This window comes from Natronosporangium hydrolyticum, assembly GCF_016925615.1.
GTDB lineage: Bacteria > Actinomycetota > Actinomycetes > Mycobacteriales > Micromonosporaceae > Natronosporangium > Natronosporangium hydrolyticum.
The window spans coordinates 1,580,911-1,604,568 of the sequence record NZ_CP070499.1; the positions used below are offsets into that span (position 1 = coordinate 1,580,911).

Annotated in this window: 17 protein-coding genes and 1 pseudogene; 11 read left to right on the forward strand and 7 right to left on the reverse strand. The window is 70.8% G+C overall.

The window, feature by feature from the left end:
* The first annotated feature begins 6 nt into the window (after positions 1-6).
* Together JQS43_RS07055 and JQS43_RS07060 are read left to right on the forward strand one after the other, a co-directional pair.
* A complete protein-coding gene (locus JQS43_RS07055) occupies positions 7-2,961 on the forward strand; it encodes a helix-turn-helix transcriptional regulator (RefSeq protein WP_239678252.1) in 2,955 nt (984 codons plus the stop codon).
* The gene (locus JQS43_RS07060; RefSeq protein ID WP_239678253.1) at positions 2,951-4,201 is read left to right on the forward strand and encodes an endo-1,4-beta-xylanase; all 1,251 of its coding nucleotides are present in this window, start codon (positions 2,951-2,953) and stop codon (positions 4,199-4,201) included. Before JQS43_RS07055 ends, JQS43_RS07060 begins: the two co-directional genes overlap by 11 nt.
* Positions 4,202-4,273: 72 nt before the next feature.
* On the opposite strand, the gene JQS43_RS07065 is transcribed toward JQS43_RS07060, so the two are convergent.
* The 3 genes from JQS43_RS07065 to JQS43_RS07075 form a co-directional block, all read right to left on the reverse strand.
* A complete protein-coding gene (locus JQS43_RS07065; RefSeq protein ID WP_239678254.1) occupies positions 4,274-4,954 on the reverse strand; it encodes a hypothetical protein in 681 nt (226 codons plus the stop codon).
* 76 nt (positions 4,955-5,030) lie between these two features.
* The gene (locus JQS43_RS07070) at positions 5,031-5,987 is read right to left on the reverse strand and encodes a TIGR03885 family FMN-dependent LLM class oxidoreductase (protein WP_239678255.1); all 957 of its coding nucleotides are present in this window, start codon (positions 5,985-5,987) and stop codon (positions 5,031-5,033) included.
* 9 nt (positions 5,988-5,996) lie between these two features.
* On the reverse strand, positions 5,997-8,690 hold the full coding sequence (locus JQS43_RS07075) for a cation-translocating P-type ATPase (protein ID WP_239678256.1): 2,694 nt from the start codon (positions 8,688-8,690) through the stop codon (positions 5,997-5,999).
* A 243-nt stretch (positions 8,691-8,933) separates the two neighbouring features.
* Between JQS43_RS07075 and tig the strand changes: the two are divergent.
* The 5 genes and pseudogenes from tig to JQS43_RS07100 all read left to right on the forward strand — a co-directional run.
* Positions 8,934-10,262 (forward strand): annotated as a pseudogene (gene tig / locus JQS43_RS07080) (trigger factor); the annotation flags it as partial.
* A gap of 226 nt (positions 10,263-10,488) precedes the next feature.
* Positions 10,489-11,115, forward strand: a complete 627-nt coding sequence (locus JQS43_RS07085) for an ATP-dependent Clp protease proteolytic subunit (protein WP_239678257.1) — start codon at positions 10,489-10,491, stop codon at positions 11,113-11,115.
* A 5-nt stretch (positions 11,116-11,120) separates the two neighbouring features.
* Entirely contained in the window at positions 11,121-11,789 is a 669-nt protein-coding gene (locus tag JQS43_RS07090; RefSeq protein WP_239678258.1) for an ATP-dependent Clp protease proteolytic subunit, read from the forward strand.
* Between the two features lie 159 nt (positions 11,790-11,948).
* Complete coding sequence (gene clpX / locus JQS43_RS07095; protein ID WP_239678259.1) at positions 11,949-13,223, forward strand: ATP-dependent Clp protease ATP-binding subunit ClpX; 1,275 nt, start codon at positions 11,949-11,951, stop codon at positions 13,221-13,223.
* Positions 13,220-13,897 (forward strand): GNAT family N-acetyltransferase, encoded by a 678-nt coding sequence (locus JQS43_RS07100; protein WP_239678260.1) that lies wholly within the window; start codon positions 13,220-13,222, stop codon positions 13,895-13,897. The genes clpX and JQS43_RS07100 overlap by 4 nt, the downstream gene beginning before the upstream one ends.
* A gap of 569 nt (positions 13,898-14,466) precedes the next feature.
* On the opposite strand, the gene JQS43_RS07105 is transcribed toward JQS43_RS07100, so the two are convergent.
* Complete coding sequence (locus tag JQS43_RS07105; RefSeq protein WP_239678261.1) at positions 14,467-15,105, reverse strand: helix-turn-helix domain-containing protein; 639 nt, start codon at positions 15,103-15,105, stop codon at positions 14,467-14,469.
* 40 nt (positions 15,106-15,145) lie between these two features.
* Here JQS43_RS07105 and JQS43_RS07110 point away from each other — a divergent pair, with 40 nt between their 5' ends.
* Complete coding sequence (locus JQS43_RS07110) at positions 15,146-15,982, forward strand: DMT family transporter (RefSeq protein WP_275581042.1); 837 nt, start codon at positions 15,146-15,148, stop codon at positions 15,980-15,982.
* Positions 15,983-16,004: 22 nt separating this feature from the next.
* The gene (locus tag JQS43_RS07115; protein WP_239678262.1) at positions 16,005-16,802 is read left to right on the forward strand and encodes a carbon-nitrogen hydrolase family protein; all 798 of its coding nucleotides are present in this window, start codon (positions 16,005-16,007) and stop codon (positions 16,800-16,802) included.
* 37 nt (positions 16,803-16,839) lie between these two features.
* Here the strand turns inward: JQS43_RS07115 and JQS43_RS07120 are convergent, their stop codons facing one another.
* Entirely contained in the window at positions 16,840-17,718 is an 879-nt protein-coding gene (locus JQS43_RS07120; RefSeq protein WP_239678263.1) for a GNAT family N-acetyltransferase, read from the reverse strand.
* Between the two features lie 43 nt (positions 17,719-17,761).
* Complete coding sequence (locus tag JQS43_RS07125; protein WP_239678264.1) at positions 17,762-17,980, reverse strand: hypothetical protein; 219 nt, start codon at positions 17,978-17,980, stop codon at positions 17,762-17,764.
* A gap of 67 nt (positions 17,981-18,047) precedes the next feature.
* Here JQS43_RS07125 and JQS43_RS07130 point away from each other — a divergent pair, with 67 nt between their 5' ends.
* Complete coding sequence (locus JQS43_RS07130) at positions 18,048-20,651, forward strand: valine--tRNA ligase (protein ID WP_239678265.1); 2,604 nt, start codon at positions 18,048-18,050, stop codon at positions 20,649-20,651.
* 72 nt (positions 20,652-20,723) lie between these two features.
* The gene (locus JQS43_RS07135) at positions 20,724-22,058 is read left to right on the forward strand and encodes a bifunctional folylpolyglutamate synthase/dihydrofolate synthase (RefSeq protein WP_239678266.1); all 1,335 of its coding nucleotides are present in this window, start codon (positions 20,724-20,726) and stop codon (positions 22,056-22,058) included.
* Between the two features lie 155 nt (positions 22,059-22,213).
* Here the strand turns inward: JQS43_RS07135 and JQS43_RS07140 are convergent, their stop codons facing one another.
* Positions 22,214-23,605: a VOC family protein gene (locus tag JQS43_RS07140; RefSeq protein WP_239678267.1), complete on the reverse strand. Its 1,392-nt coding sequence runs from the start codon at positions 23,603-23,605 to the stop codon at positions 22,214-22,216.
* Positions 23,606-23,658 lie beyond the last annotated feature (53 nt).

The following is a 23,658-nucleotide window of genomic DNA, read 5'->3' on the forward strand; positions in this document are numbered from 1 at the left end:
AGGGTCATGGCGGAGCACGCGGACAGCGCGGGAGACCTCGCCGGTAGGCGGGTGGTCTCCCCGGCGTACGTCGGGCGGGTGGCGGAGCTGACACAGCTCGTCGCCGCGGTCACCATGCCCCCGGCCGTGGTGGTTATCGAGGGCGAGGCCGGGCTCGGCAAGACCCGGCTGGTGCAGGAGTTGGCCGGCCGGCCGGAGCTGGCGCACCAGCGGCTGCTGGTCGGCCGCTGCCATCCGATCCGGGAGTCGTTCCCGCTCGGGCCGGTGGTCGAGGCGCTACGGGGCCTCGGCGACGCGCTGGGCCCGGTGGCGCTCTCACCGGTCACCGGCGCCCTCCGGCCGTTGCTGCCGGAGCTGGCCGACCAGCTGCCGCCACAACCTGACACGCTCGCGGATCAGGGGATCGAACGGCACCGGGTGTTCCGGGCGTTGACCGCGGTGCTCGACGCCTTGGCGCCGGTGACGCTGATCCTCGAAGATCTGCACGCGGCCGACGAGCAGACCGCGGACTTCGTCGGCTATCTGCTCGCCGAGCCGCACCCGAAACTGTCGGTGGTGCTGACCTACCGCCCGGAGGACGCCGACCCCACCGTCCGGGCGTTGACCACCGGCCGGCACACCGCCACCAGCCGTACCGATGTGGTGCTCGCGCCGCTGGACGCGGCCCAGACCGGGATCCTCGCCGCGGCGATCCTCGGGGTCGAGCAGGTCTCGGACGAGTTCGCGGAGTACCTGTGCGAACGCTCCTCGGGTTCGCCGTTCGCGGTCGAGGAGCTGCTGGCGTTGCTGCGTACCCGCGGCACGCTGGTGCGGCGCGGCGGCGGCTGGGCGCGGCGCGCGCTGGCTGAGCTGGATGTGCCCAGCAGCATCCGCGAGTCGGTGCTGGAGCGGGTGAGCCGGCTCTCCGAGCCGGCCCGGGCGGTGGTGGCCGCGGCCGCGGTGCTGCACCGTAGCGTGCCCGTCGCGGTGCTCACCGAGACCTGCCGGGTGGCGCCGGAGCAGCTGCTGAGCGCGCTCAACGAGGCCCTGGATTCGGCGCTGCTGGCCGAGCCGGGGGAGGAGATCGGGTTCCGGCACCAGTTGGCCGCCGAGGCGGTCTATGCCGAGCTCGCCGGCCCCGTCCGGGCAGATCTGCACGGCCGGGCGGCGGCTGCGCTGTCGGCGCTACCGCCGGTGCCGTTGGGGCAGGTCGCGCACCATCTGCGGCACGCCGGTCGGCTACCGGAGTGGGTGGACGCCGCCGAACAGGCCGCTGTGCAGGCACTGGCGCTGGGGCATGATGTGGCGGCGGCCCGGTTGCTGGAGGAGGTGCTCCGGCACGCGCCGTTACCGCCCGACCGGGCCGGCCGGCTCGCCGCCCGGCTGGCTCAGGCATCGATCGAGGCGCTGCGTACCCGGGAGGTCGCAGACCTGCTCAGCAGCGTGTTGGCGCGGGAACTGTCGCCGTCAGTGCGGGGAGAGTTGCGGTTCCGGCTCGGGCTGCTGCTGCACGAGCTGGGTGACGACCCGGCCCGGGAGCGGCGACTGGTCGCCGACGCGGTGGCGGAGCTGACCGACCGGCCGGACCTGCGGGCGTGGGCCGCGGTGGTGCTGGGGATCCCCACCACCGAGGGGGTGCCGCTGGCCGAGCATCGGCGATGGCTGCAGCGGGCCATGGAGTTCCTGCCGGCGGTGGCCGACCCGGTCTTCGAGGCGTTCCTGCTCGGCAAGGTCGCGATGGTGCTGGCGCCGATGGGTGACCCAGGCTGGCGCGAACTGATCGAACGGGTGGAGCGGCGGGCCGCGGACCCGCCCCGGCACCGTAGCGAAGTCAACGCGTACTGGTCGGTCGGCACCCAGGCCGGTTACGCCGGCCATCATGCGGTGGCGAACCGGCTGTTGACGGCGGCGATGGCGGGCGCGGTGGCCGGCGAGAGCCCGCGGCTGACGCTGAGCATCGGCTCCGGGCTGGTGCTGCTGGACTACTGTCGCGGCGGCTGGGACGGGCTGGTGCCCCGGATCTCGACCTACACCGAGCAGCTCGCCGAGTACCCGCGGGCGGTCGCCGACGCGCAGGTCGCCGCGGCTTGCTTGGCGCTCGCCCGCGGTGACCTGGATCGGGCGTCGGCGGCGTTGTCGGCGGTGGTGGCGCAGATCGAGGCGCTGGGCGGGTTTGACCTGCTGCCGCTGCCGCTGGCGGCGTGGTTGCGGCTGGCGGTGGCGCGGCAGCAGTTGCCGGCGGCGGTGGCGGCGGTGGATCGGCTACTCACCGCGGTAGCGCAGAAGGAGGTCTGGGCACCGGCGATGCGGGCGTTGCCGCCGGCCACGGCGGCTTTGCTCGCCGCTGGCGAGCCCGGACGCGCCACCGAGCTGTACGAACAGGCGCAGGCGGCGGTGCGGGAGTTGGACGCCCCGCTGGCGCCAGCGGCGCTCGCGCACGCGTGGGGGCTGCTGGCGCAGGCCCGCGGCGAACCCGCCGCCGGGCCGAGCCTGCTCACCGCCGCCGGGCATTATCGGGCGCAGGAGTGCCCGTACGAGGCGGCGCAGGCGATGGAGGCGGCGGCCATGGTGGGCTACGCCGGGCAGTCGACAGCCGGTGGCGAGTTCGCGGCCAGCGGGGAAGCGCTGCTGGCGGCGCTGACGCAGTATCGTGATCTTGGGGCGGAGTGGGACGTTTCCCGGGTGGCGAGGGTCGCGCGGGGGCACGGGTTGCCGGTGCCTACCCGCCATCGGGGCGGTCGGCGGGGCTACGGCTCGCAGCTCTCGCCCCGGGAGCGGCAGGTCGCGGAGCTGGCGGCGACCGGTCGATCCAATAAGGAGATAGCAGCGGAGCTGTTCTTGTCGGTGCACACAGTCGCCCGGCACATCGCGGCGGCGATGCGCAAACTGAACATCCGGTCGCGGGCGGCGCTTGGGCACCGGTTGGTAGCCTGCGAACTGTCTTCGCCCACGGCAGGGGAGGAGGTCGGCGGTGCCGACTGACCTGAACACTGACGACCCGATCGACGCCCGGATCGCGGAGCACCGCACCGCCGGGGTGACCCTGACCGTCACCGCCGACGGCGCACCGTTGGCTGGCCGCGAGGTGACGGTCGCGCAACGTAGTCACGCATTCCGCTTCGGCTGCACCGGGTTCGAGTTCATCCCGCTCGCCAACGGCGAGCCCGACTCGGCGGCGCTGGAACCGGTCGCCGAACGGTGGCTGGAGCTGTTCGACTTCGCCACCTTGCCGTTCTACTGGGGCAGGTTCGAGCCGGTGCGGGGCCGTCCCGACACCGCGCGGCTGCGCCGGTGCGCGGAGTGGTTCGTCGAGCGCGGCTGCCTGGTCAAGGGGCATCCGTTGGCGTGGCATACGGTGACCGCCGACTGGTTGCGGGAGCTGTCCAACCCGGAGATCCTGGCCGCGCAGCTGGACCGGATTCGGCGGGAGGTCGGCGAGTTCGCCGGTGTGATCGACGTCTGGGATGTGATCAACGAGGTCGTGATCATGCCGATCTTCGACCGGTACGACAACGGGCTTACCCGGGTCTGCCGCGACCGTGGCCGGATCGGGTTGATTCGGGACGTCTTCGCGGCGGCGCGGGAGACCAACCCGCAGGCGACGTTGCTGCTCAACGACTTCGACATGTCCGCCGCGTACGAGTGCCTGATCGAAGGCGTGCTCGAGGCGGGCGTGCGGATCGACGCACTCGGGCTGCAGAGCCACATGCACCAGGGCTACTGGGGCGAGGAGAAGACCCTGGCCACGCTGGACCGGTTCGCCCGGTACGGGCTGCCGATCCACTTCACCGAGACGACGATCGTCTCCGGCGAGCCGATGCCGCCGGAGATCGTGGACCTCAACGACTTCCAGCCGGAGCAGTGGCCGAGCACGGAAGCGGGGGAGGCACGGCAGGCCGACGAGATCGTCCGGCACTATCGGACGCTGCTGTCGCACCCGTCGGTGCAGGCGATGACCTACTGGGGGATCTCCGACGGCGGCTGGCTCGGAGCGCCCGGCGGGTTCCTGCGCGCCGACGGCACCCCCAAGCCCGCTTACCACGCGCTGCACAAGCTGATCAAGGACGAGTGGTGGGTGTCGCCGACCGCACTGGTCACCGACGACGCCGGGCAGGTCCGGTTCCGAGGTTTCCTCGGCGAGTACGACATCTCGGTCGCCGACACCACGGCCACGGTCAGCGTCGACACGCCCGGGCAGGCGGCTGCTGCGGTGGCGCTGTGAGTGGACCGCCCGCTTGACCCCGCCGCGGGCGCGGCGGGGTCCCGGCGGCTTGCTTAGCTCGCGGGTGACGGGTTAGGCGCGGGTGAAGGTCCAGGTCATGCCGTTGTCATCGCGGGGGCTGAGCACCAGCGTGTCGTCCTGGCACTCGTAGCTGCCCTCGGCCAGCACCGGGTCGATCTCAATCAGGTCGCCGGTGACCTCGTCCGCCTGGTCCACGGCCTCACCCAGCGGCACGTCGTCGAGCGGTCGGCCTTCGAAGGGTTCGGTCAGATCCAGCGTGATCCGGACGTCGCTCCAGTCCACATCGTCGGCCGGCTGCCAGTCCCCGGAAGTGGTGCCGGTGGTTTCGATGTTGCCGGTGGCGGTGCCCGAGTAGGTAATCTCGCCAGCGAGGTCCGCCCCGGCCAGGTCACCGGTGACCGTCACCGGCGCCATGTCGGCGAAGTCGAGGTCCGCCGCGCCGTCGTCGGCGACGCTCAGCCCGACATCGGCGCCGCCGGCGAGGGTCACCTGCGCGATGTCGTCGCCGATGTCGCCGGTGACCTCGGTGCTGCCCCAGTCGCCGATGACGCAGTCGGCGACCGCGCCGGCGACCGGCGTGCCGGCGGTGGGCGATGCGGTGGGGGTGGGGTCGGTGGCGGCCGGTTCCTCGTCGTCCCCGCAGGCGGCCAACGCCGGCGCTAGCAAGGTGAGGGCGGCGCCGGTGAGGCCCAGGGCCCGCCAGGGGCGGGGCCGGGCGTGACGGGTAGGCATGGATACTCCTCTCGACAGCCGGTGCCGCGATCACCTCGTCGACCGGGCACGGCAAACAGTACAAACTACCCGATAGCTACGGTAACTGGGGGAGTACCTCATTGCCGAACGCCGTCAGGAAACCCCGCTGATCGGCACCCACCTGGTGCAGCATCAGCTGGTCGAAACCGGCGGCCACCTGCGCCGCGAGCCACTCGGTGTGCTCGGCCAGCTGGTCCGACGTGAAGACGAACGGCGTGACCTGGTCGACATCGATGAACCGGGACACCTGCTCGAAGTACTCGGGTAGCGCCAGCTCCCAGTCCACATCGCTGCCCAGCACCGGCTCCCGCCACTGATCATGGGCGGCCTGCCGCGCCTGGGCCAGGTCCGCAGCCCAGGACAGATGCACCTGCAGCACCGCCGGGCCCTGGCCACCCGCCTCGCGGTACGCCGCCAGCACGTCCCGCTGGGCGTCCCCAGGCTGATTGATGGTGATCAGCCCGTCCGCCCACCGCGCTACCCGACCCGCAGTGGCCGGCGTCACCGCCGCACCGTAGAGGGGCGGCTGGCGCTCGGGCAACGTCCACAAGGTAGCGCGGTCCACCTTGACCAGCCCGTCATGGGAGACGGTCTCGCCAGCGAAGAGCGCCCGGATCACCGCCACCGACTCCGCCAGCCGCTCATCCCGCACCTGCTTCACTGGCCAGGCGTCGCCGGTGACGTGTTCGTTCAGCGCCTGCCCGGTGCCCAGCGCTAGCCAGAACCGGCCCGGGAACATCTCCGCGCAGGTCGCGGCGGCCTGCGCGAGGATCGCCGGGTGGTAGCGATGGCCCGGCGAGGTGACCACCCCCATCGGCAGCGAGGTGGTGGCCAGGGCCGAGCCCAGCCACGTCCACGCGTACCCGGAGTGGCCCTGCCGGCTGCTCCATGGCGCGAAGTGGTCGGAACACATCCCCGCCTCGAAGCCAGCCGCCTCCGCCGCTTGCAGCAGCGTCAACAACTCGCCGGGCGGAAACTGCTCATGCGAGGCGTGGAACCCGTAGGTAGCCATCTGGTCGGACTACCCGCCGGAAGCCTTTCGCAATCGCCGCGTCGCCACCGTCCGTCGTACCAGTTTGTCCAGCTCGACCGCGACTACGACGGTCAGCGCCACCGGCACGATCCGCAGCCAGGCGGCCAGGTCGATCGGCTCGACCCGCAGCAGGAACTGGGTCGGTGGTGCGTAGAGCGCCGCGATGTGTACCCCGAGCGCCGCCACCGTGGCCACCAGCAGGAACGGGTTAGCCAGCGGGCTGACCCGGAACGCCGAATGGTGCGCCACCCGGGCGTTGCCGACGTGGCAAGCCATGAAGACCACCATGGTGGTCAGCGCTACCGTCTGGGCCGAGGTCAGCGACCCGCTCCGGGTCAGCTCCCAGTTGAACATCGCCAGCGTGCCGGCGGCCATCACCACCCCGACCAGGGCGATGCGCCCCCACAGTGGTTTCGGGATGACCCCCTCGTCGACCGGTCGCGGTGGCCGCTCCAGCAGGCCCTGCTCGCCGGGTTCGAAGGCGAGCGCCTTGTCCTGGAGGCCGTTGGTGACCAGGTTCAGCCACAGCAGCTGCGCGGGCAGCATCAGCAGCGGCCAACCCAACCACAACCCCACCAGGATCGCGATGATCGTCGCGGCGCCGGTCGAGACCAGAAAGAAGCTCGCCTTCCGGATGTTGTCGAAGGTGGTCCGCCCCTCCTCGACGGCGGCCGCGATCGAGACGAAGTTGTCGTCGGTGAGCACCATGTCGGAGGCTTCCCGGGCCACGTCGGTGCCGGTACGCCCCATCGCCACCCCGATCGCGGCGGCCTTCAGCGCCGGGGCGTCGTTCACCCCGTCACCGGTGACCGCCACCACCTCGCCCCGTGCCTGTAGCGCCGCCACCACCCGCAGCTTGTCCTCCGGCGCGACCCGGGCGTACACCGTCACCTCGGGCACCCGGGCGCGCAGCTGGTCGTCGTCGAGCCGGGCGAGCTCCTCGCCGGTGAGCACCGCCGCCGGCGCCGCGGGGTCGATCAGGCCGAGCCGGGCCGCGATCGCCGCCGCCGTGGCGGCGTGGTCGCCGGTGATCATGACGACCCGGATGCCGGCGCCGCGGCAGGTAGCGATCGACTCCGCGACCCCCGGCCGGGGCGGGTCGAGCATCCCCTGCAACCCCAGCAACACCAGCCCAGCCGGCTCGGCCACCTGCTCCGGATCGGTCAGCCGGTCGTGTGGCCCGCTACCCGCCATCGCCAGCACCCGAAGCCCGCGGCCGGCCAGCGCCGCCGCCGCCTCCGCCACCGCGGCCCGGTCCAGCGGCGCCAGCGTGCCGTCCGGGGCGAGCTGGTGGGTGCACATCTCGGCAATCCGCTCCGGTGCCCCCTTGACGAAGGTGACGTGGCCGCCGTCGCGCTCCCGGATGCTCGCCGAGTAGCGCCGCTCCGGCTCGAACGGGATCTCGGCGAAGAGCGGGTACGCGTCGCGTACCTCGTCGGGGATGATCCCGGCGGCGGCTGCGGCGGTCAGCAGCGCCACCTCGGTCGGGTCGCCGCTGCTGTGGCCGCCGCGGTCGGTCTCGTAGATCTCCGCCTCGTTGGTGAGCACGCCGGCGAGGAGCGCCTCGTAGAGCGGTGTGCCCGGGGTGGCCGGTTGGCCGGCCGGTTGGCTCTCACCGCCGGCCCACAGCTCCTGCACGGTCATCCGGTTCTCGGTGAGCGTGCCGGTCTTGTCCGACCCGATCACGGTGGTGCTGCCCAGGGTCTCGACCGCCGGCAACCGCCGGACGATGGCGTGTCGCTTGGCCATCCGGTGGACCCCGAGCGCCAGCGTGACGGTGACCGCGATCGGCAGCCCCTCCGGGATCGCCGCCACCGCCAGCGCGACCGCGGTCAGGAACATCTGCTGCAGGTCGCCGCCGAGCGCGAGCCCGGTGGCGAACGCCAGCGCCGAGCCGGCCGCCACCGCCAACCCGATGAACCGGGCGAACCGCCCCATCCGTACCTGCAGCGGGGTGGCCAGCTCCCGGGTCTGCCGGATCAGGCCAGCGATCGCGCCCAGCTCGGTCTCCTGGCCGGTGGCGACGACCACGCCGTGGCCTCGCCCGCTGGTGACCACCGAACCGGAGTAGGCCATGCAGCGGCGGTCGGCGAGCACCGTCTCCGGCGCCAGCGGCGCCAGTTGTTTACGCACCGGCGCCGACTCGCCGGTGAGCAGTGACTCGTCGATCTCCAGCGCGGTCGCCGCGCGGAGCCGCAGATCCGCCGGCACCCGGGCGCCCGGCTCCAGCAGCACCACATCGCCGGGGACCAGCTCCCGGCTGTCGACCTCCTGCTCCCGGCCGTGGCGGACCACCCGGGCGACCGGCACCACCAGTTGGGCGAGGGCGCGAACCGCCTGTTCGGCTTTGCGCTCCTGCCAGAACCCGATCATCGCGTTGATCGCGACCACGATGCCGATCACGATCGCGTCCAGGTACTCGCGCAGCAGCAGTGTGACGATTGCCGCGATCACCAGGATGTAGATGAGCGGACTGCGGAACTGCCGCGCGAGCACGACCAGCGGCGAGGGCGGCGGTGCCTCGGCGAGCTGGTTCGGCCCGTACTGTGCCCGTCGCCGCGCTACCGCAGCCTCGGCCAGCCCCTGCTCGCCGGTCTCCCACACGCCAGCGACCTCGTCGGCGGAGAGGGCATGCCACGGCTGCGGCGGATGCTGGGCCGTCGTCACCCCTTCGCCGGTCATGGCCCCACCCTCGGCCAGCTCGACCGGGTTCCGGCAGGGTCGTTGGTCCCAAACCGGACCCGCCCGGAAGACCCAGCTGGACCGGGCCGAGCCTGCGGGCCGGACAGCCGGCGCTGGGGTTTACGATTGAGCGGCGAAGACGGCCGATCCCTGACCACGGCGGAGGCGGGATCGTGGGCGTGCCGCTGGCCACCGACGCGGCCGACAAGTGACGATCCGCACACCAGCATTCAAGGAGTACGCGTGAAGAGCACGGTCGAGACGTTGGGTCCGACCCGGGTGAGGCTCGCGATCGAGGTGCCGTTCGCTGAACTCGAGCCGACCCTCAAGAAGGCCTACCGCGAGGTGGCCCAGCAGGTCAACATCCCTGGTTTCCGGCGGGGCCGGGCGCCCAAGGCCGTGATCGACCAGCGGGTCGGTCCCGGGGTGGTGCTCAACGAGGCCGTGCAGGAGGCGATCCCGCAGCAGCTGCTGGTGGCGATCCGGGAGCACGAGGTCAAGACCCTGGGTCGGCCACAGGTCGACAACGTCGAGGTCGGCGAGGGTGAGCCGCTGAAGTTCACCGCGGAGCTCGACGTGCGCCCCGAGCTGGAGCTGCCGGAGCTCAGCGAGATCGCGGTCACCGTCGACGAGGTCAGCGTCGCCGACGAGGACGTGGACGCCCAGTTGGCGACGCTGCGGGAGCGGTTCGCCACGCTCAAGACGGTCGAGCGGGCCGCCGCCGAAGGCGACTACGTCCAGATCGACCTCGCGGCCACGGTCGACGGCGAAGAGGTCGAGGGCGGCACCGCCAGCAACCTCTCCCACGAGGTGGGCAGTGAGGCGCTGCTGCCGGGCCTGGATGAGGTGCTGGTCGGCATGTCCGCCGACGAGAGTCGCACCTTCACCACGCCGTTGGTCGCCGGCGACCACGCCGGGCGCGACGCCGACGTGGTGGTCACCGTCCGCACCGTCAAAGAGAAGGAGCTGCCGCCGCTCGACGACGATTTCGCCGAGCTGGCAAGTGAGTTCGACACCCTGGACGAGCTGCGGGACGACAGCCGTAACCGGCTCAGCGGCCAGAAGAAGGTCGAGCAGCTCTACGCCGCCCGCGACAAGGCGCTGGACGAGCTGATCGAGCGCGCCGAAGTGCCCGCCCCCGACGGGGTGGTCCAGGACGAGGTCGCCCACCGCAAGCAGCACATGGCCCGGGAGCTGGAGCAGATGGGCCGCACCCTGGCGGACCTGCTCGCCCTCGACGGCAAGTCCGAGGAGGAGCTCGACTCCGAGCTGACCGAGGAGGCCACCCGGATGGTCAAGGTCCAGCTGGTGCTGGACACGATCGCCGAGGCGGAAGAGGTCCAGGTCGGCGACGAGGAGTTCGGCCAGGAGGTGGTCCGGCGGGCACAGCAGTCCGGGATGCCGCCCCAACAGTATTACGACCAGCTGGTCCAGTCGGGCGGCGCCAACTCGGTCTTCGTCGAGGTCCGCCGGGGTAAGACCCTGCAGCTGCTGTTGGAGCGGGTGACCATCACCGACAGCGCCGGCAACTCGGTGTCGCTCGACGAGGTCACCGGCGGGTCCGCCGCGGCAGCTGAGGAGGTCGACGAGGAGCCGGCCGCCGCGGCCGACGACGAGCAGGCTGTGGCCGACTCGGAGGAGGAGAACGCTGACCGGCGCGACCAGCCGGCCTCGGCCGCCGGCTGACCGGCGAGCGGGTGGTGCGCTGTGAGCGAAACGGACGCCTTGCGCCGGCTTAGCTCCGGTGCGCGCGGCTAGGGTCAGACGTAATGAATACGTACGGGTACGGGAGGGTGCGATGACTGCGGCGCATGCGCGGTCCAGAAGCGATGTCCTCGGGGCCAACCTCGACGACTCGATCTACAACCGGCTGCTGAAGGAACGGATCATTTTCCTCGGCAGCGAGGTGACCGACGAGGTAGCGAACCGGATCTGCGCCCAGCTGCTGCTGCTGGCGGCTGAGGACCCGCAGCGCGACATCAACCTGTGGATCAACTCACCCGGTGGCTCTGTGCACTCCGGTATGGCGATCTACGACACGATGCAGTTCGTCGAGAACGACATCGTGACCACCGCGATGGGGATGGCCGCCTCGATGGGGCAGCTGTTGCTCTGCGCGGGGACCGCCGGTAAGCGGTATGCACTGCCGCACGCCCGGATCATGATGCACCAGCCGTCGGGCGGCATGGGCGGTACGGCCTCGGACATCGCGATCCAGGCCGAGCAGATGATCTACACGAAGAAGATGTTCCAGGAGCGGGTGGCCTTCCACACCGGGCAGACGGTGGACCAGATCGAGGCCGACTCCGATCGGGACCGGTGGTTCACCGCCCAGGAGGGGCTCGACTACGGCTTCATCGACCAGGTGATCACTGGGGCCGCGCAGATCCCGACCGGTGCCGGCACCCGCAACGAGGAGGGATGACACCGATGACCAACCTGTCCTTCCCGGACCCGGCGCAGCTGGCGACGCCGGTCCACAACCGGTATGTTCTGCCGTCCTTCGTAGAGCGCACCTCGTACGGGGTGAAGGAGTCCAACCCGTACAACAAACTCTTCGAGGAGCGGATCATCTTCCTCGGGGTGCAGGTCGACGACGCTTCGGCGAACGATGTGATGGCGCAGCTGCTGACCCTGGAGGGCACCGACCCGGACCGGGACATCCTGATGTATATCAACTCGCCCGGTGGATCGTTCACCGCGATGACCGCGATCTACGACACGATGCAGTTCATCCGGCCGGACATCCAGACCTTCTGCCTGGGGCAGGCGGCGAGCGCGGCGGCGGTGCTACTCGCGGCGGGCACGCCGGGCAAGCGCAACGCCCTGCCGAACTCCCGGATCATCATCCACCAGCCGGCCACCGAGGGCGGCTACGGCCAGGGGTCGGATATCGAGATCCAGGCTCGGGAGATCATGCGGATGCGGACCCAGCTGGAGGAGACCCTCGCCCACCACTCCGGCCAGGCGGTGGAGAAGGTGCGCAAGGACATCGACCGCGATAAGATCATGACGGCGGCCGAGGCGCAAGAGTATGGGCTGGTGGATAACGTGATCTCCAGCCGGAAGCGGGCGGCGCTCACGGGCACCGCCGCCTGATCGTTCCGACGCGAGACACGCCGTCCGCGCACGACCGGCGCACGCGCGAAAGTCGGCCCGACCGGGTAACGTCGTTTCCACACCCCGCGGCGAGGGGTGTGGCTCGGCGAGACTGGTCGGGCCGACGTGCTGCGGGCTCGAGGAGTTGGGAGACGCTGAGTGGCACGCATCGGAGACGGCGGTGACCTGCTCAAATGCTCCTTCTGCGGCAAGTCCCAGAAGCAGGTCAAGAAGCTCATCGCGGGTCCCGGTGTCTACATCTGCGACGAGTGCATCGATCTCTGCAATGAGATCATCGAAGAGGAGCTCGCCGAGTCCGCCGAGGTGAGCTGGGACGAGCTGCCCAAGCCGAAAGAGATCAGCGCCTTCCTCGACCAATATGTGGTCGGCCAGGAGCCGGCCAAGAAGGCGCTGTCGGTCGCGGTCTACAACCACTACAAGCGGGTGCAGGCCGAGCCGTCCGGCCGCCGCCACGCCGATGGCACCGAGGCGATCGAGCTCACCAAGTCCAACATCCTGTTGATCGGTCCGACCGGTTGCGGTAAGACCCACCTGGCGCAGACCCTCGCCCGGATGCTGAACGTGCCGTTCGCGATCGCCGACGCCACCGCGCTCACCGAGGCCGGGTATGTCGGCGAAGACGTCGAAAACATCCTGCTGAAGCTGATCCAGGCCGCCGAGTTCGACGTCAAGCGGGCGGAGACCGGCATCATCTACATCGATGAGATCGACAAGGTCGCCCGCAAGTCGGAGAACCCGTCGATCACCCGGGATGTCTCGGGTGAGGGGGTGCAGCAGGCGCTGTTGAAGATCCTGGAGGGCACGGTGGCGAGCGTGCCGCCGCAAGGTGGTCGCAAGCACCCCCACCAGGAGTTCATCCAGATCGACACCACCAACATCCTGTTCATCCTCGGCGGCGCCTTCGCCGGCCTGGAAAAGATCATCACCAGTCGGGTCGGGCACAGCAGCGTCGGCTTCGGGGCCAATCTGCGCTCGATCTCCGAGCGCAACACCGACGCCACTCTGTCGCAGGTGATGCCGGAAGACATGCTCAAGTTCGGGCTGATTCCGGAGTTCATCGGTCGGCTGCCAGTGATCACCACGGTCCGGAGCCTGGACCTCGATGCCTTGGTGCAGATCCTCACCGAGCCGCGGCACGCCTTCGTCAAGCAGTACCAACGCCTCTTTGAGCTGGACGGGGTGGAGCTGGAGTTCGAGCCGGAGGCGCTGGTGGCGATCGCCGATCAGGCGATGAAGCGCGGCACCGGCGCCCGTGGGCTACGGGCGATCATGGAGGAGGTGCTGCAGCCGGTGATGTATGAGGTCCCGAGTAACCCGGACGCCGCCCGGGTGCTGATCACCCCGGATGTGGTGCTGGAGAACGTCAACCCGACAATCGTGCCCCGGGACTACAAACCCCGCCGGGCCGCGTGACCCTTCCGGGCAGTCTGCCGGAGTTGGTGCACCGGATCGAGTCCGGCGATCGGCTGCCCGCGCACCCCTGGCTCTCCGTTCTCCCCGCCGCGGGAACTCCTGTGGTGCTCGCCTTCCCGGGCCACGCCGTGGTCGCCACCGGCCTCGACCCGGAGTGGGTCCGCGGGCAACTCTTGCCCGATGCGGATCTGTCGGCGCCGCTGAATCCGCCGTTTCTCTCCGCCTGCGAGCAGCAGCTGGGCCGGCGGGTCAACAATCTCGACGGGCTCTACCTGGCCTCGCCCCTGGCTGGCCCGCCAGCCGAGTCGCTGCGCCTTCGCGAGGTCACCGACTCCGCACATCCGCGGGTCCGCCGGGCCCGCCGGACCCGGCCCGAGCTGCGGATCTGGCACACCGACGAAGGGGTTCTGATCGTCGGCCGTGGCCTCGCGGGCCGCTGGGAGGCCGCGGTCGAGGTGCCACCGCACGCCAGGGCCCGCGGGCTGGGTCGGGGACTAGCCCGCGCTGCCCGGCAGCTGGTGCCAGCGGGCCGGCCGGTGTGGGCGCAGATCGCGCCGGGCAACGCCGCCAGCGTCCGCGCCTTCCTCGCCGCCGGTTACCGACCGGTGGGCGCCGAGGCCCTCTTCACCGGCCCGGCTGTGGGTGGCTCCGCCGGTCCCGCCGGACGCCTGTGACGTCGCATCACCGCCAGCGCTGCCACCCGCCCAACCTTGATCAATAAGCATCGCCGCAGCTCAGGCTTTGTCGCGCAACCGTTTGCTTTGCTTACCCATACTCTCTGCTGGCTGATTGGAGAAGGGCAGTGACAGCAAGAACTTGGCTGGGAGGGCCGCTGAGCTGTCTGCGGGCCGCCGACTTTGTGGCGTCGGTCCTCCCTGCCGCCGGCTGCTCGCGCCGGGATCGCGTCAGACGGAAGTCTGTACCAGGTCACGGGCTTGTCAGCAGGACCCCCTTGCGTCCGGCTGTCAACACCGTCGGCCGCTTGGTCGGTTGAGTGGTGATCCCACTACGGCGACAAACCATGCTCATACTGGCAAATCAGGCGCCACTCAACCCACCAAGTCGGGTGCGACGATCTGCCCGCCGATCTTGCCGCGCGACATCCCGGCCGATGGCGTATGCGTAAGCAAAGCAAACGCGGCCGGCGGAGCCCAGCCGGGTTGACCATGAGGTTTGGGACCGGAATCCGCCCCGCTCATGTACCTAGGTCCATGATCAACGCAGCGAATGCCGGGATTGCTGCTCAGTGTGGGCGCGGCTCGCGGCCGGGGGGCTGGCCGCTGCGCCGGTCCCACTCGTCCGCGGGCATCACCACGACCATGAGGAACCTCGCCGGCTCCGAACCGCCGTTGCGGTAGGCATGGGCTCGGTCGGCGCGGAAGTCGATCACCTGCCCGGCCCGGACCCGGTGCTCCTCGCCCGCCACCGTCACGATCACCTCGCCGGCGATGATGTGCAGCACCTCCCGGGTGCGAGGGTTGTGGTCGCTGGAGTCGTGCTCCTCGCCGGGGGCCAGTCGCCACTCCCACAGCTCGACCACGCTGCCCAGATCACTCAGGCCACGCAGGATCCGGCCCAGGCCGCCTTGCGGCCCCTCCCAGAGCACGGGGGTGCGGTCCGCGTCGATGATCTGCACGGTCCGCTCGGTCGACGGCTCCAGGAGCCGGGCCACGGTCACCCCGAACGCGTCGGCGATCCGGTTGAGCGTGCCGATGCTGGGGTTGCTCCGGGCGCCCTCGATCTGCACCACCATGCCTTTGCTGACCCCGGAGCGGCCGGCGAGCTCGTCGAGGGACCAGCCCCTCGCCTGCCGGAGCGAGCGGACATGATCGGCCACGGCGGCGGTCAGCGCGGCGACCCGGTCGCCCGATGTGTCGGTCAACACATTGTCCTTCGCGGTCATTATTGTGTACACAGGTGTGGTGCCAACTATTCTCCTAGCCGCGACCGCTGCTCTGGTGTGGGGCGCCTCCGACTTTTGCGGAGGCAAGGGGTCGCAGCGCGCAAGTCCGCTCGCGGTCACGGTCATGTCGCAGATCGTGAGTCTGCCGGTGCTCGCGCTGGGGCTGGTGGTGATCGCCGGCACGCCCCGCTTCGCCGACCTGGCGTGGGGGATGGTCGGCGGCGTGGCCGGGCTGATCGGCATTGTTCTGCTCTACCGCGGGCTCGCCAGCGGCGCCATGTCGGTCGTCTCACCGGTCACCGCGGTGACCGCGGCGGTGGTGCCGCTCGTGATCGGCCTGCTGCTCGACGGCATCCTCAGCGCGCTGGCGCTCGTGGGCACGGTCTGCGCGGTGCTTGCGATCGCCCTGATCAGTGCTGCGCCGGGGGCGGGTGGCGGCGGCCGCGTCACCCGCGGCCTGCTCGGTCTGGCGCTCACCGCCGGGGCGATGTTCGGCTTCTTCTTCGTCATCCTGGGTCAGGTCAGCCCGGGCAGCGGGCTGTGGGTGATGGTCGGGATCCGGCTCAGCTCCATCCCGCTCGGGCTGCTGATCGCCGCTCGCAGCCGCACCTCGTTGCGACTCTCGCCACGGGTGCTGGTGTGGGCGGGCGCCGCCGGCTCGCTCGATCTGCTGGGCAACACATTCTTCCTGATGGCGGCCGCACAGGGGCATCTGAGCATCGTCGCGGTCCTCGCGTCGCTCTATCCGACCAGCACCGTGTTGCTCGCCCTGGCGGTGGACCGGGAGCGGGTCCGGGTGGTGCAGGTCGCGGGGTTGGGTCTGGCGGCGACCGCGCTGGTGATGACCGCCGCCTGAGCGGTCTCGTAGGGTGGTCGGCATGAGAGTCGCGGTGTGCCAGCTCAACTCCCGTGCCGACCGCTCCGCCAACCTGGCGATCGCCCGGGAGTTGCTCGCCCGGGCCGCTGATGCCGGTGCCGACCTGGCCGTGTTGCCGGAGTACACCGACTATCTGGGCCCTGCCGATGATGCACCAGACCCGGAGTCGGTCGACGGTCCATGGGCGCAGGCGTTCGCCGAGGCCGCCGCCGAGCACCAGCTGTGGGTGCACGCCGGCTCGTTCCGCGAGCGCGGCCCGGACCCGGCCCGGACGTACAACACCTCGATGGTCTTCGACCGCAGCGGCAATCTTGCCGCGTCCTACCGGAAGATCCATCTCTACGATGTGGAGATTCCCGGTCGGGTCTCGTACCAGGAGTCGAAGCGGGTGGCGGCCGGCGCGGAGCCGGTCACGGTAGAGATCGAGGGCGTACGCGTCGGGCTGTCGATCTGCTACGACCTGCGCTTCCCGGAGCTGTACCGGCGGCTAGCGGTCGACGGTGGCGCCCAGGTGCTGGTGGTGCCGGCGGCGTTCATGCTGCACACCGGCCGGGACCATTGGGAGGTGCTGCTGCGGGCGCGGGCGATCGAGGACCAGTGCTACGTCCTGGCCGCGGCCCAGATCGGTGACCACGACCCGGGACGCACCTGCTTTGGCAGGAGTATGGTGATCGACCCCTGGGGCACGGTGGTGGCGCAGGCGCCCGACGAGGTGACGATCGCCGTCGCCGAGCTTGATCTGGATCGGCTGGCCCGGGTCCGGACCGAGCTGCCCAGCCTGGCCAACCGCCGGCTCTAGCCGGCCGCGCCGCTAGGTCTGGCGGGCAGCGCCGGCGCTAGGTCGCCGCCGAGTCGGCCGCCGGCCGCAGCCGCCACTGCGTAGCGTCGGCGACCGGCCGGTACCCGATCCGCTGGTAGATCCGGTTGCTGGTCGGGTTCGCCAGATCGGTGTAGAGCATGCAGGCGGTGGCGCCCTGATCGAGTGCCCACTGGCTCACCGCCGCGGTGGCGGCGGTGCCGTAGCCGTGTCCCCGCAGCGACGGCGGGGTGTAGACCGGCGCGATCCGGGCCACCCCCGCCACCTGCGGCGCGATCCCGACCATGGTGACCGGCTCGTCGGCGACCTGCCACAGCCACAGCGCGTCGCCGCGGGCCAGCACCCGGTCGACCAGCGGGGCGGACTCGGCGGGCGTGCTCTCCGGATCGACATCCCGGGCGAACGCGTCGTACCAGCCGATCAGAAGATTCCGGTCGGGCTCGCCGGCGGGCCGGAGCTGGCCCGGCACGCTGGCAGGCGGGGTGACCGCATCGAGCCGGAACAACCGTTGCCGCATGGTGAGCCGGGGCGGTTCGCCGGTGGCCGTCGACCACCGTTGCGCGAACCGCTGCGCCGCGCCCTCCGGGCCACTGACCTCGCTCACCGTCTCCGCGTCGGCGAGCAGGTGGTCCGCCAGGGCGTCGATCGCGGGCCCGGGGCCGTCGGTGAGCAGCAGCGGGTGCGGCGGGGTATGGACCGCCACGGTCAGCACCGTGTCGTCGCGGTCGACGACCCGTAGCCAGCGGTCGGCCGGGGTGACCGGCGCGCGGCCGGTGGACCGCGATTCGATGATTGTGGCGGCGAGGTTGTTCAGCACCGGGTCGAGGCGCAGGAACGGCAGCACCGCCCCGGTGTACGCGTCGAGGTCGGGCTCGGCGAGGCAGCGCATGGCCGCCATTTTCCTGCCGGAGCGACCCCGGCTCAACCGGAAATCCGGCGTCCTACAGGCGTTCCAGGAGTACGCCGAGGGCGCAGATGCCGATCACCGCGCCGCCGGTGAGTAGCAGTGCCGTGTTGACCCGGGAGGGGCCGCGTTTGGCCAACCGGAAGCCGACCACCACGACGGCGGCCACCACGCACACTCCGATCGCCAGCTGCCACACGGGCAACAGCAGATTCAGCAGTGCGTCCTGGCTGAGCGGGTCCGTGGTGGGGTCCATCCTGCTACTGTGGCACGCCGGGCGAAGCCGCGATGCCTCGATCCGGCAGGCTCCGTAGACTTGCCGGGTGAGCGAGACACCAGCCCTGCCGGCGGCGTACCAGCCGGCCGAGGTCGAGCAGCGTCGGTATGAGCAGTGGGTCGAGGCCGGCTACTTCAACGCCGACGCCGGCACCGGCAAGCCCGCGCACACGATCGTCATCCCGTTGCCTAACGTGACCGGCTCGCTGCACATGGGGCACGCGTTGGATCATACGATCCAGGATGCGATTACCCGGCGCCGCCGGATGCAGGGGTACGAGGCGCTGTGGCTGCCTGGGATGGACCACGCCGGCATCGCCACCCAGAACGTAGTGGAGCGGCAGCTCGCCGCCGAAGGGCTCTCCCGGCATGATCTGGGCCGGGAGGCGTTCGTCGAGCGGGTGTGGCGGTGGAAGGCCGAGTCCGGTGGGATGATCACTGGGCAGATGCGTCGGCTCGGTAACTCGGTGGACTGGCGCCGGGAACGCTTCACCATGGACGAAGGGCTCTCCCTGGCGGTCCAGACCATCTTCAAGCGGCTCTTCGACGACGACCTGATCTACCGCGCCGAGCGGATCATCAACTGGTGCCCCCGCTGCCTCACCGCTATCTCGGATATCGAGGTCGAGCACGCCGACGACGATGGTGAGCTGGTCTCGATCCGGTACGGGGACGGGGCGGGCGCGGTGGTGGTCGCCACCACCCGGGCCGAGACCATGCTCGGCGACACCGCGGTCGCGGTGCATCCGGACGACGAGCGCTACCGGCACCTGGTCGGCACCGAGGTGGAGCTGCCGTTGACCGGGCGGCGGATTCCGATCGTCGCCGACCCGTTCGTGGACCCGGAGTTCGGCTCCGGCGCGGTGAAGGTGACGCCGGCGCACGACCCGAACGACTTCGAGATCGGGCAGCGGCACCAACTGCCGAGCTTGACCGTGATGGATGAGCGGGGGGTGGTCACGGCGGCCGGGCCGTTCCAGGGGCTGGACCGGTTCGAGGCCCGCCCGGCGATCGTCGCCGCCCTCCGTGAGCAGGGCCGGATCGTGGCCGAACGCCGCCCGTACGTGCACGCGGTGGGGCACTGCTCGCGCTGCGACACGGTGGTGGAGCCGCGGCTGAGCCTGCAGTGGTTCGTGCGTACCGGGCCGTTGGCGGAGGCCGCCGGCGATGCGGTGCGGGACGGCCGGACCCGGATCGAGCCGCCGGAGCTGACCAAGCGGTACTTCGACTGGGTCGACAACATGCACGACTGGTGCATCTCCCGCCAGCTGTGGTGGGGTCACCGGATTCCGGTCTGGTACGGGCCCGACGGCGAAATGGTCTGCGTGGGGCCGGGGGAGGAGCCGCCATCCGGCGAGGGTTGGCGCCGCGACGAGGACGTGCTCGACACTTGGTTCTCCTCGGCGCTGTGGCCGTTCTCGACGCTTGGGTGGCCGGATGACACCCCGGATCTGCGCACGTTCTATCCGACCAGTGTGCTGGTCACCGGCTACGACATCCTGTTCTTCTGGGTCGCCCGGATGATGATGTTCGGGCTGTACGCGATGCAGGGTCGGCAGCCGTTCGACGTGGTGGCCCTGCACGGCATGGTCCGCGACGAGCACGGCAAGAAGATGTCGAAGTCGTTCGGCAACGTGGTCGACCCGATGGACTGGATCGAGCGGTACGGCGCCGATGCGACCCGGTTCACTATGGCGCGGGGCGCCAACCCGGGGGCCGATGTCCCGGTGAGCGAGGAGTGGTGCGCCGGCTCCCGCAACTTCTGCAACAAGCTGTGGAACGCCACCAGGTTCGCGCTGATCAACGGCGCCCACACCACCGGCCCGCTGCCCGCCGCCGACCAGCTCTCCGCGGTCGACCGCTGGATCCTGTCGCGGTCGCAGCAGGTGGTCGCGGAGGTCGACGAGTGCTTCGAGCGGTACGAGTTCGCGAAGGCCTGTGACCTGCTCTACCACTTCGCGTGGGACGAGGTCTGCGACTGGTACGTCGAGTTGGCCAAGCCGGTGCTGATGGGTGATCCGGCGGCGGCGCAGCCGGTGCGGCGGGTGCTGGGGCACGTGCTTGACCAGGTGTTGCGGCTGCTGCATCCGGTGATCCCGTTCGCGACCGAGGAGCTGTGGACCGCGTTGACCGGCGGCGAGACGGTGATGACCGCGGCCTGGCCGGTGGCGGACCCGTCGTTGCGGGACCCGGCCGCTGAGGCGGAGGTGCTCGGGGTGCAGAAGGTGGTGACCGAGGTTCGTCGGTTCCGTGCCGACCAGGGGCTGCGACCGGCTCAGCGGGTGGCGGCGACGATCGACGGGCTGGCGACGGTCGGGTTGGCCGGACACGAGCTGCTGATCCGGACGCTGACCCGGCTCGACGAGGCGTCGGAGGAGTTCGCAGCGACCGCGACGGTGGCGGTCACCGGTGAGGTCACAGTCGCCTTCGACACCCGGGGCGCGATCGATGTCGGGGCGGAGCGGGCGCGGCTGGAGAAGGATCGGGCCGCGGCCGAGAAGGAGGCCGCGGGTTGCCGCGCCAAGCTCGGCAACGAGGCATTCCTGAGTAAGGCACCCGAACCGGTGGTGGCCAAGGTTAGGGAGCGGCTGGCCGTGGCGGAGGCGGACCTTGCCCGGATCCACGTCGCCCTCACCGCCCTCCCGAGTTGATCATGGACCTAGGTACATGGCCAGGCGGGTTTGGGGTCCCCAACCCCATGATCGACGAGGAAGGGAGTGCGGGTGTCTGAGGAGTTTGCCCGGATCGACGCCGAGCTACTCGGGCGCGGGTTCACCCGGTACGTCTTCGACCTGAGCCGGATCGAGGAGTTGCTCGACACCCTGGGTAACCCGCAGCGGACGTACCCGTCGGTGCACCTGACCGGGACCAACGGCAAGACCTCCACCGCGCGGATGATCGACTCGCTGCTGCGGGCGCACGGGCTGCGGACCGGCCGGTACACCAGCCCGCACCTGGAGACGGTACGGGAGCGGATCAGCCTGGACGGTGAGCCGGTCGACGAGGACCGGTTCGTCGCGATCTACGAGGAGGTGGCCCCGGTCGCGGAGCTACTCGACGCCCGGAACCCGGAGTCGTTGACCTACTTCGACCTGACCACCGCGATGGCGTTCGCGGCCTTCGCCGACGCACCGGTGGACGCCGCCGTGGTCGAGGTGGGGCTCGGCGGGGCGGAGGACGCGACGAACGTCCTCCACGCCGGCGTCTGCGTACTGACCCCGATCGGACTCGACCACACCGAGTGGCTCGGCGACACCATCTCCGACATCGCGCACGCCAAGGCGGGGATCATCCACCAGGGCGCCACGGTGGTGACCGCCGCGCAGCAAGAAGACGCTGCCCGGGCGATTCTGGAGCGCTGCGCGGAGGTGGGGGCGACCATCGCCCGGGAGGGCTCCGAGTTCGGAGTGCTCGAGCGGAGCATGGCGGTCGGCGGGCAGGTGTTGAAGCTGCAAGGGTTGGGGGAGACCTACGACGAGGTCTTCCTACCGCTGCACGGAGCCCACCAGGCCCAGAACGCGGCGGTGGCGCTCGCGGCGACCGAGGCCTTCTTGGGCGCGAGCGCCGGCGGCAAGGCGCTGGAGCCGGAGTTGGTGCGGGAGGGGTTCGCCATGATTGTGGCCCCCGGCCGGTTGGAACGGGTCCGCACCGCCCCGACGATCCTGCTGGACGCGGCGCACAATCCACACGGGATGGCCGCTACGGTCGCGGCGTTGACCGAGGAGTTCAGCTTCCGGCGGCTGGTGGCGGTGGTCGCCACCTTTGAGGACAAGGACGCCGCCGGGGTGCTGGAGACGTTGGAGCCGGCGGTGGACGCGGTCGTCGCGACCCGCAACAGTGGCAGCCGGGCGATGTCACCGGCGCAGCTGGGGGAGATCGCGGTCGAGATCTTCGGTGAGGATCGGGTGCGGGTGGTGCCGGAGTTGGTCGATGCGATCGAGGCAGCGGTGGACCTGGCAGAGGCCGACCCGGACGGCATCCTCTCCGGAGTGGGAGTGTTGATCACCGGTTCGGTGGTGACCGTCGCCGACGCCCGCAAGCTGCTCCGCCGTAGTTGACGCAGTCGTGACCGGTCAGCTGGAAGCTTCGAGGACCATAAATGTTGGGGTCTCGGCAGCCCGCCGGAACCGGGTGAACCCTGCCGCAGTGACCACTCGTCGCGGCTCGGGCGGACGTGGGATCGAAGCTCATCGGTGGCATGGCATGGTAGAGACTAGCCGGCGGGGCGCCACTGGGTGAGCGCGACGCCGTGCCCGTCCGGATCCTTGAACGCGGCCGCCCACAGCTGCAACCGGGCGGTCTCCTCCACCGCTCGCGGCGGCGAGGTGAAGCGTACGCCGTTGGCCTTGAGCTCGGCGTAGACCGCGTCGATGTCGCTGACCTCGAGATTCAGGTGCATCAACCGGTGCTTGATCGCGCCGAGGTTGGCGACCGCGCGTAGCACGAGTCTGGTGTCGCCGGAGCCGAGCACGATCGTGCCGGCGCCGTTGTCTACTTCGTAGAAGCCGAGCCGGTCCCGGTAGAAGTCGACGGAGCGGGTGAGGTCGCTGACGAGCAGGGTCATGCCGATCCCGTTGATGGCTCCGGCCGGACCGGGGTGGGCGCTCGGGTAGGTGGCGAGGATGTCGGCGCCGAGCCCGGTCGGTGGCGGAGCCGCGGTGCTGACCGGCGGACCGGTCGTCCCGCCGTTCGTGGTGCCGTTCGTGGCGGCGCCGGCAGCGTTACCGGCCATCGCCGCACCTGCGGTGGCGGCCGCGGCGCCGGCCGCCGGGGCGGGGGCGTGCGGCCGGGGCCGGGGGCTGGGCCGAGGACTGGGCCGGGGCCGCGGCACCGCTGCGGGGACCGCTTCGGGCCCGCCGGCCGGCGCCGGGGCGAGGTGGGCGACCTCGTCGGGTGGGGCGGCGACGTCGGCCCGGCCGTCGTCACCGGCTGCCGGCTCGACCGCGTCGGCCGGGTCGTCGGCGAGCGGGTTACTCCGGTCGAGTCGGCCCTCGTCGGCGGGGCTGGCCTCGGCCGGGGCGACTGACGTGGCGGTGGCGGGTTCGACGGTGGGGATCGGGTCGACTGTGGTGCGGTCGACCGGGGCGACCGGCTCGATCGGCCCGGTCGGCGGGTGGTCCAGGTCGAAGTCGATGACCGGTGACGGGTCGAGATGGGAGCCGGGCGGCACCGCGGGCGACGGCACCGGTTCGTCGGTGTGCCAGGCCGCCTCCACCGGGTGCTCCACGGGGACGAAGTCCCGCCACTGTACCCGGACATCGCGGATGTCGTCCGCGGCGACCTGGATCGGCACCCGCTGTCCCGGCTGCGGCCACTGTGCTACCGGAACCCGGGAGTCGTGCACCACCACCGTCTCTTCCGGCATGCCGGGGACGACCACCACCAGCTGCAGGGAGCAGCGGCCGATCCGCGCGTCGGCCGGTGGTTCGTTGACCTCCAGGACGCGGCCGACCCCCTGCAACCACTCTCGCGGCGTGCCCCGGAAGCCGATCACGACCCGGGTGGTCGCCGCCAGGACCATGATCGCGATACCCGTCACCAGCAACGACTGTCGGCCGTTGCCGACCCCGAAGCAGGCGACGAAAAGTCCGACAAAAATGCACATCCCAGCGATAATTCGGCGAACCGCGACTACACCCGGCCGTTTCCTCGCCACGG

What these genes read in the sequence shown, in the direction of transcription:
- JQS43_RS07055 (WP_239678252.1), top strand. Translation starts at nt 7, where the DNA reads ATGGCGGAGCACGCGGACAGCGCGGGAGACCTCGCCGGTAGGCGGGTG.
- JQS43_RS07065 (WP_239678254.1), bottom strand. Translation starts at nt 4,954, where the DNA reads ATGCCTACCCGTCACGCCCGGCCCCGCCCCTGGCGGGCCCTGGGCCTC.
- JQS43_RS07070 (WP_239678255.1), bottom strand. Translation starts at nt 5,987, where the DNA reads ATGGCTACCTACGGGTTCCACGCCTCGCATGAGCAGTTTCCGCCCGGC.
- JQS43_RS07075 (WP_239678256.1), bottom strand. Translation starts at nt 8,690, where the DNA reads ATGACCGGCGAAGGGGTGACGACGGCCCAGCATCCGCCGCAGCCGTGG.
- JQS43_RS07085 (WP_239678257.1), top strand. Translation starts at nt 10,489, where the DNA reads ATGACTGCGGCGCATGCGCGGTCCAGAAGCGATGTCCTCGGGGCCAAC.
- JQS43_RS07090 (WP_239678258.1), top strand. Translation starts at nt 11,121, where the DNA reads ATGACCAACCTGTCCTTCCCGGACCCGGCGCAGCTGGCGACGCCGGTC.
- JQS43_RS07115 (WP_239678262.1), top strand. Translation starts at nt 16,005, where the DNA reads ATGAGAGTCGCGGTGTGCCAGCTCAACTCCCGTGCCGACCGCTCCGCC.
- JQS43_RS07120 (WP_239678263.1), bottom strand. Translation starts at nt 17,718, where the DNA reads ATGGCGGCCATGCGCTGCCTCGCCGAGCCCGACCTCGACGCGTACACC.
- JQS43_RS07125 (WP_239678264.1), bottom strand. Translation starts at nt 17,980, where the DNA reads ATGGACCCCACCACGGACCCGCTCAGCCAGGACGCACTGCTGAATCTG.
- JQS43_RS07140 (WP_239678267.1), bottom strand. Translation starts at nt 23,605, where the DNA reads ATGTGCATTTTTGTCGGACTTTTCGTCGCCTGCTTCGGGGTCGGCAAC.